The organism is Blautia faecis, assembly GCF_020554845.1.
Lineage (GTDB): Bacteria > Bacillota > Clostridia > Lachnospirales > Lachnospiraceae > Blautia_A > Blautia_A faecis.
Genome location: NZ_JAJCIA010000066.1, coordinates 1 through 6,606, shown reverse-complemented (window position 1 = coordinate 6,606; position 6,606 = coordinate 1). Strand labels below are relative to the sequence as shown.

Here is a 6,606-nt window from a genome sequence, read left to right as displayed (position 1 = left end):
ACTAAGGATCTTGTAAGCATTGCGCTTGTGTGGGTTCAAGTCCCATCTTCCGCATTTTTTTATTTTATCAAGAAGTGTCAAAAGCCTGCAAAGCGCCTGTTTTGCGGGCTTTTTTGGACTCCGAATGTTCAGGAGGTATACAAAGGGTGTCTTTTCCTAAAATATTGGGTAATCAAACTTGTTGAGGGGCTCTCTTCGTGAGGGGCAAACTTCCGGTTTTTATAGCGAAACCCTCACAAAAGACCCTCAACAAGTTTGGCAAACCCTCAAGAACTTTGATTATCCAAAATATTCAAGTGGCTCAATCACTTCTTTTTAAAGTTTTATATGTTATTTTTGTTAATATTCGACAGAATTTGAAACATTTTATCTATTTTCTACCTGTTGCACGGATCGTATTGTCACACTATTTTCCACACTATAGCCATTAACAAAATATCATAATCATTCTATTTCTTTCTGCACTTATATGATGTATACGTTTTAAATAAATATAATTGGTTTGTCTCTTTCATCTTATCATAATACTTCTCTTTTACCTCTTTCATAAAATCATCAATTGCATCTTGATGGTTTTTCAAAAACCAGCTAATATGATTTTTTATATAATTTTCTCTGATTTCAGCATTATTCAAATCGTTTGGTACTCTTTTCATTCTCTCATCAATACTGTCAAATCCCAAAAATTTTTCTTCTAATCGTTCCTTTGACATCCGAATATATTCTGGATTTATATCAATACCAATACCATTTCTATTAGTGTTCTGGCACACACGTAACAATGTACCACTACCAAGAAAAGGATCTAACACCACATCGCCCTCATCAGATGACGCTAATATCATTCTTTCATATAATCCTTCCGGTTTCTGAGTCGGATGTTTCATTCTATTCTTATTGCAATAATGCATATGTGAAAATTCCCATACATTTCCAGGATTCGCTCCTCTCATATTATTAACAGATCTATAATACTTCTGAGGCACCCTAATCTCATCTAAATTAAATTTGAACCTTTTCTTATCTTTTGTAAACATAAGTATATCATCGTGTCTAGGAGAATAGCCTTTAGTTTTTCCTATTCCTTGAGTATAATACCAAGTAATCCAGGAATTAAAGTACATTTCCATTTCCTTTTCCAAAACATTATAAATATATGATATATATTTCATTCCCATAAACACATACATTGTACCATCGGGTTTTAATACTCTTACAGCCTCCTTTATCCATTCTCTAGAAAAATTTAAATACTCATCAAATTCAAATTTATCATAATTATTGCCATAGTGTTTATTCAAATTATAGGGTGGATCTGTTACAATCAAATCCACAGAATTAGACTCTATTTTTTTTAACTCTATGATAGCATCTCCACAAATTGCTTCCAAATTTATATCCATATAAATCATTCCTTTCTTCAACATATTATGATATAATACTTTGAAATAACCAAAAAGGAGGATACAAAATGAATCATCACTTCGAAACATCCCAACGATTACAAAAATTTCTCATTGATATTATAAAATCCGCATTATCTTCACCTATGACAAATTTAGTTAAAATTAACACAAATTTAGACTGTAATGTTCCCGAAAAAGATATCCATAAAATCGCAGGTCCTTTTATTGATGAGTGGACTTATGAAATATTCAATCGTGCTTCGAGTATATATACAAATATTAAATCTGTTGCAAGTAAAGAAAGTAGCAGTCTTGAAGACATTTACATATCACTTGAATTAGATGGAATAACATACGATATATTAATTGATGTTAAATCTGCTTCACTTGCAAAAGGAAATAATGCAGGAAAAGGATCTAACCTCACTTCATTCCGTAAAATACGTCCTTTTTACATAAATAATCCTGATGCATTCTTTTTTATTCTATCAATAGAACATCAAAGTATTATTAATAATAATAAATGCTACGGTTTTCACTTAGTAGATTGCAACATTTTTGATTTAAAATATGTTTCTAAAAATGAATTAAAATTCAATACTGCCATGGGGGACCAATTTCAAATCTCAAACAGTATGAAAGTCACTCAGACCGAACGTACTACAGATGAATTCATCGCATTAATCGATAACATGTTCCTCGATAAATATACTCAAGACAAACTTGATAAACTTATTGCCACCGAAGAAGCCAATCATTACACAGCACTTATTTCTGAGGACATAATTAACATCCTTTCCGAAAACGAACCTTTAGCAAAAACAAATATTCTATTCTACTTAGAAAAATTATATCCAAATATTTCTAGTACTCAGTTAAATAAATCAATAAAGCTGTTAAAAGATTCTAACCGTATCCAAACCATCAATCGCATAGACTACATAATTGTCAAATAAAAACTCCTGGGAGTCATATCTATGGCTCCCTCCTTACTTGCAAAATTCCATTTTATTCTTACCATTGATAAATATCTCCGTAACTTTTTCATACTGTTACAATCTAGTCTCACAGATATCTTCAAAAAGGCGATGTCCCAATACTATATCAACCACAAAAAAGGATTATGCAACGCACAACAAGTGTAACTCTGAAGTAGCCGAAAAATTCATCAGATGTTATCTTTGACAGACAGTCATTGCCACATTCAGAATTCGCAAGGATGATAAACAAGCAGACGCTGTCACTTTTCACTACAATCGTCATGAAAATGATAAATACATCCAGCAATCATTTAATCCGACATATCCCAGAAACCATTTTAGAACGATTAGGTATGAGATTAGTCATGCACGTCACCTCAAAATCATTAAAAATCTCTACCCAGCAATTTTAAGCATGAAACAACATGCTCTGCGTAACTTTAGCAAATGATACGTAGCTATAGCTATCCTTTCTTCGTTTGGATATAATCCATTCAAGCGTTCAAATCGCAAACAGGAACTGTATTTTCTGGAACTTTACTATAAACATTAGTGTATCTTCCTCGAATAAATGTATGAGAAAATAATGTCTAAAGCTCGTATATAATAGTCTTCTGCATAATCTTGAGGAGTTAAAAGGCATTTCTACGTTTTCATGCATAATAGCAGTATAAACATTTTACAGTGAAATAGCTATAATTTCTACATAGTTTTTAGGATACGTATAATTTTGGTAATCCGTTCCTAAAGTCTGTACAGAAATACAAATTTATCTTTAAATTTTATTCAGTTTATAGAGTACAATTTATCTCACAAAAGACCCTCAGCAAATTTCGTCCTCAACAATTATGATTATCTCTTTTTTATTGCTTCTTAGGTTTATTAGTCATTTCGGCAAATTGCATTAAATTTTGGAATAATTTTGGATTTTTAATCAACTCGGGTAACAACGTTTTCATCATAACAACATCCGTAGATTCTTCTTTTTGGGCATTATTTAAGCTTGTTTGCATTATTGCTTGTATCGTTTCTGTATCTTTTTTATTTATTTGCTCTTTTAATTCAGTAATAGAATCTTGAATTTGATACAGCATAGTAAGAATACTTTGAAAAAAAAGCTGCTTATTGTTTTCTTCATCTTGTCCCAATGCATTAGTTTTGTTCTCAAAAGAAAAGGTCCCTATTGTTTGTTCTAAACGTTTCTTAGTTTCTTCTACATTATCTAAATAGGTTAGATCATACTCGAATGTTCTTACTGTGTTTACATCAAATGGTATAGTTTCGCCTTTCTTTTTTAAGTGAATAATCGGCTTGTCTGTACATTTTCTATATCCCATTTCAAAAAAAACATTAGGATTATGCCCCGAAATGTCAGCTATGACAAGCTCCGATGATAAAAGCTTATCAATAATAGTTTGTGTAATTGAATCCGAATCATTAATTTGATCTACTCGTACAGGTTCAAAGCCACAACTTTCACAAACTGGACTAATAATATATTTGAATAATTTATCTGCATTACTCCTTATTTCACTATCTGTTTCTCCAATAGGAGATACTACAAAACAAGTTTTCATAAAATCTTTACCTCCCCAATTTTGTTTTATTTTATAAATCCCCCTATCCATTTTTTGAATGGATTGATTTCTAAGCAAAGTATTTAATGAGCCAGAGAACTGCCCCTCTGAATAATCAGAAATTCCTGCTTTCCGTAGAAAACTTTTAATTTCTTGAACAGTATGATAATTTCCATCAGCCAAAATTTCTATGATTTTTTCTTGTATTCTTGCACTTTTCGTCATATTTTCACACTCCTTTCTATTATAGGATACCATATTTCCTATAAACGTCAATGCTTTTTCACAAGAATATCTTGCGTTTTATTTTATTTCTTGTGCTTTTATTTTATTTTTGCATTTTATTCTTGTATTTTACATTTAAATTCGAATTAACCACTACAAAATAGTTTTATTTTTGAAGGTACAAGTATACGTTATAACCTAACAGATTTTCTCTTTTAAACGCCAAGTTATATTCAGTCATAAAAGAAACACCACCAACAGCTGATAAGAAAATCGTCGTCTTAATTTTCTCACCAACTGCCAGTGGTACTTCTATCATTCTATTTCGGCAATTCCGTCACTGTCTCCAGTTTAAATCCTTCCCACATATCTGCGGAAATATTCCACTCACGCAGATCTGTAACGATCTTATGGTAAAATGCCTGTCCGCCGCGGACAATATCGTAGGTGCGGGCGTCGCCTCTCGCTTCCAGGTGACGTCCAAAACTGCAGTTCGTCACATCCTCCGGACCGTAATCATCTACGTCTCCTCCTGGCCAGAAAATATAAAGTCTGGGAATATCATCAATCTGGCGCAGATCAATCCCTGCAAGCTTCAAGAATTTCTTTCCGGTAGACTCATGGGCAGTAAACACATGGGAATAACGCCATACCGTTCTTGTAAAATCAGATACGCGGAACTGGCCAAGCCAGTCTTCATCCATCATTCCATCTGAAGTCTCTCTGGAAACGATCACCACGACCGGGAATAAACGCTCGGAATCCTTCAGCGCTGTGATCAGATTTCCAAACATCTCCTCCCGCAGGATCCTTCTTCGGTTAGAGCACTCAATTCCATTAACAATTCCGATATTATCTACAATTGTCTTATAATAGCCCGGATAGCTGAAAAAGGTTACTCCCGGATCCTGGATAGTATGCTCTCTGGCCGGCTGTGCATATCCGTTGCAAACCTTCAGGATTACTTTCTCCTGACGGGATACCTCAAGCCCTGCCTCGGAATACCAGATCCGGCCGCCCACTTCCATATCCATATGTCTTACATGCATATTCAGGTGGCGGTTGCCCGGATCATAATTCACAGCCACATGATAAGCCAGAATATCCGCATGATAGGTGCTGGTCTTCTGTGGCATCTGTTTAAACAATCCGCCGTATTTTCCCACGATCCAGCCATATATACAGTCTGCTGCCTGCTGGAAAATCTCCGTAGCAGAAGCCAGCTGTTCCTCTCTCATCCTGCTCCCGTCCACCTCTGTACACATCTGGAATACATTGTGACGGATCAAAGGCTTCATCTCATAATGCCAGGACTCTCCCAGGCTCTCTTCACGCCCATCGTTATAAACATCACGCTCCTTAAAAATAGCTGTCAGACGACTGTCGTGGAACTGACTGTCGTTTAACAGGGCAATGATCGTATTTACATTGATCGGTACCTTGCGGCTGCGGTGAAGCAGCTGATCTACCAGTGTCTGCTTGCTGGTCTTATAAATACGCTTGGCCAGGTTCTCCACCTGCTGGTCACAATCCTCATCCAGAAGCTTCGCCACCTCAGGATAAAGCTGTCCCTCTCCCAGTTTCAGGCGGAAATGGCTCTTGATCATATCACTCCATCTGCCTGATTTATAAAGGGAATGTCCCAGATCCTCAAACAGGGTAACCATGGATTTATCACAAAGCTCCAAAGTTGCCAGAATACTGTTAAAGTATCTGGAAAAGCCCTTGTAATTCTTCCACAGTTCCTCTCCTTTATAGCGCATATCGTGCTCGATCTCATGCCAGCCCTCGAAAAACATGGTCTTAATCTGAATCTCGAAGGTATCATCAATATACATATCCCAGGTCTCTGTTGAAATCTCTGATCTCAAATATTCCGGAAGGCGGCACACGCCGTTTAATTTCGTAGGTTTGAACTCCTCCTCGCTTCTTTCCGAAGTGGACCAGCCAATCACGTCAAAGGTATTTTCCACAATATTCTGGCAGATTTCTACATCATCATCAAAATACAGGTTAATACGGACACCTACCAGGTCCTGTAGTTTCTTATTCTCCGCGCCATAATCTTTCAGAGCAAATTTATGAGCCATGGAGGAAGCTGTCTTGATTCTGGAAAAGCATCTATAATACAGACCGCATTGTTCCAGGCGATCACTGATAATGCGCTTCAGATCCTGCTCCACAACAGCTGGAACCTTTACCTTCGCAGCCAGTTCCTCCTTTGTATAAATTACTCTTCTCTGTTCACTCACTAATTTTACACCACCAATTTATTTATAACTGCCGGAGCCCTCACGGATTACGGTCCGAAAACTACACAGTTATTATATTTTATATTCCGTACGTTCTACTAAGCATACACTTTAGAGCCTGTTTGAAAAATCATTCCCGCAATCTGCACGCCCCACTTTGCGGTAT

Annotated in this window: 6 protein-coding genes; 2 read left to right on the top strand and 4 right to left on the bottom strand. The window is 35.9% G+C overall.

What is annotated here, in order from left to right:
* Window positions 1–201 (top strand): hypothetical protein (locus LIZ66_RS18075; protein ID WP_227201014.1); only part of this gene is annotated, 201 nt, incomplete at its 5' end.
* A gap of 248 nt (window positions 202–449) precedes the next feature.
* On the opposite strand, the gene LIZ66_RS18070 is transcribed toward LIZ66_RS18075, so the two are convergent.
* On the bottom strand, window positions 450–1,403 hold the full coding sequence (locus LIZ66_RS18070) for a DNA-methyltransferase (RefSeq protein WP_148463530.1): 954 nt from the start codon (window positions 1,401–1,403) through the stop codon (window positions 450–452).
* A gap of 68 nt (window positions 1,404–1,471) precedes the next feature.
* Between LIZ66_RS18070 and LIZ66_RS18065 the strand changes: the two genes are divergently transcribed.
* The gene (locus LIZ66_RS18065; protein ID WP_148463529.1) at window positions 1,472–2,362 is read left to right on the top strand and encodes a hypothetical protein; all 891 of its coding nucleotides are present in this window, start codon (window positions 1,472–1,474) and stop codon (window positions 2,360–2,362) included.
* Between the two features lie 887 nt (window positions 2,363–3,249).
* Here the strand turns inward: LIZ66_RS18065 and LIZ66_RS18060 are convergent.
* The 3 genes from LIZ66_RS18060 to LIZ66_RS20270 form a co-directional block, all read right to left on the bottom strand.
* Entirely contained in the window at window positions 3,250–4,188 is a 939-nt protein-coding gene (locus LIZ66_RS18060) for a nucleoside 2-deoxyribosyltransferase (RefSeq protein ID WP_227201013.1), read from the bottom strand.
* Window positions 4,189–4,508: 320 nt separating this feature from the next.
* Window positions 4,509–6,440, bottom strand: a complete 1,932-nt coding sequence (locus LIZ66_RS18055) for a nucleotidyltransferase family protein (RefSeq protein ID WP_227201012.1) — start codon at window positions 6,438–6,440, stop codon at window positions 4,509–4,511.
* Between the two features lie 98 nt (window positions 6,441–6,538).
* Window positions 6,539–6,606 (bottom strand): DUF6783 domain-containing protein (locus LIZ66_RS20270; protein ID WP_408611574.1); only part of this gene is annotated, 68 nt, incomplete at its 5' end.

Bases quoted from the DNA above. Each gene is read 5' to 3' on its own strand.
- LIZ66_RS18065 (WP_148463529.1), top strand. From the start codon at position 1,472: ATGAATCATCACTTCGAAACATCCCAACGATTACAAAAATTTCTCATT.
- LIZ66_RS18070 (WP_148463530.1), bottom strand. From the start codon at position 1,403: ATGGATATAAATTTGGAAGCAATTTGTGGAGATGCTATCATAGAGTTA.
- LIZ66_RS18060 (WP_227201013.1), bottom strand. From the start codon at position 4,188: ATGACGAAAAGTGCAAGAATACAAGAAAAAATCATAGAAATTTTGGCT.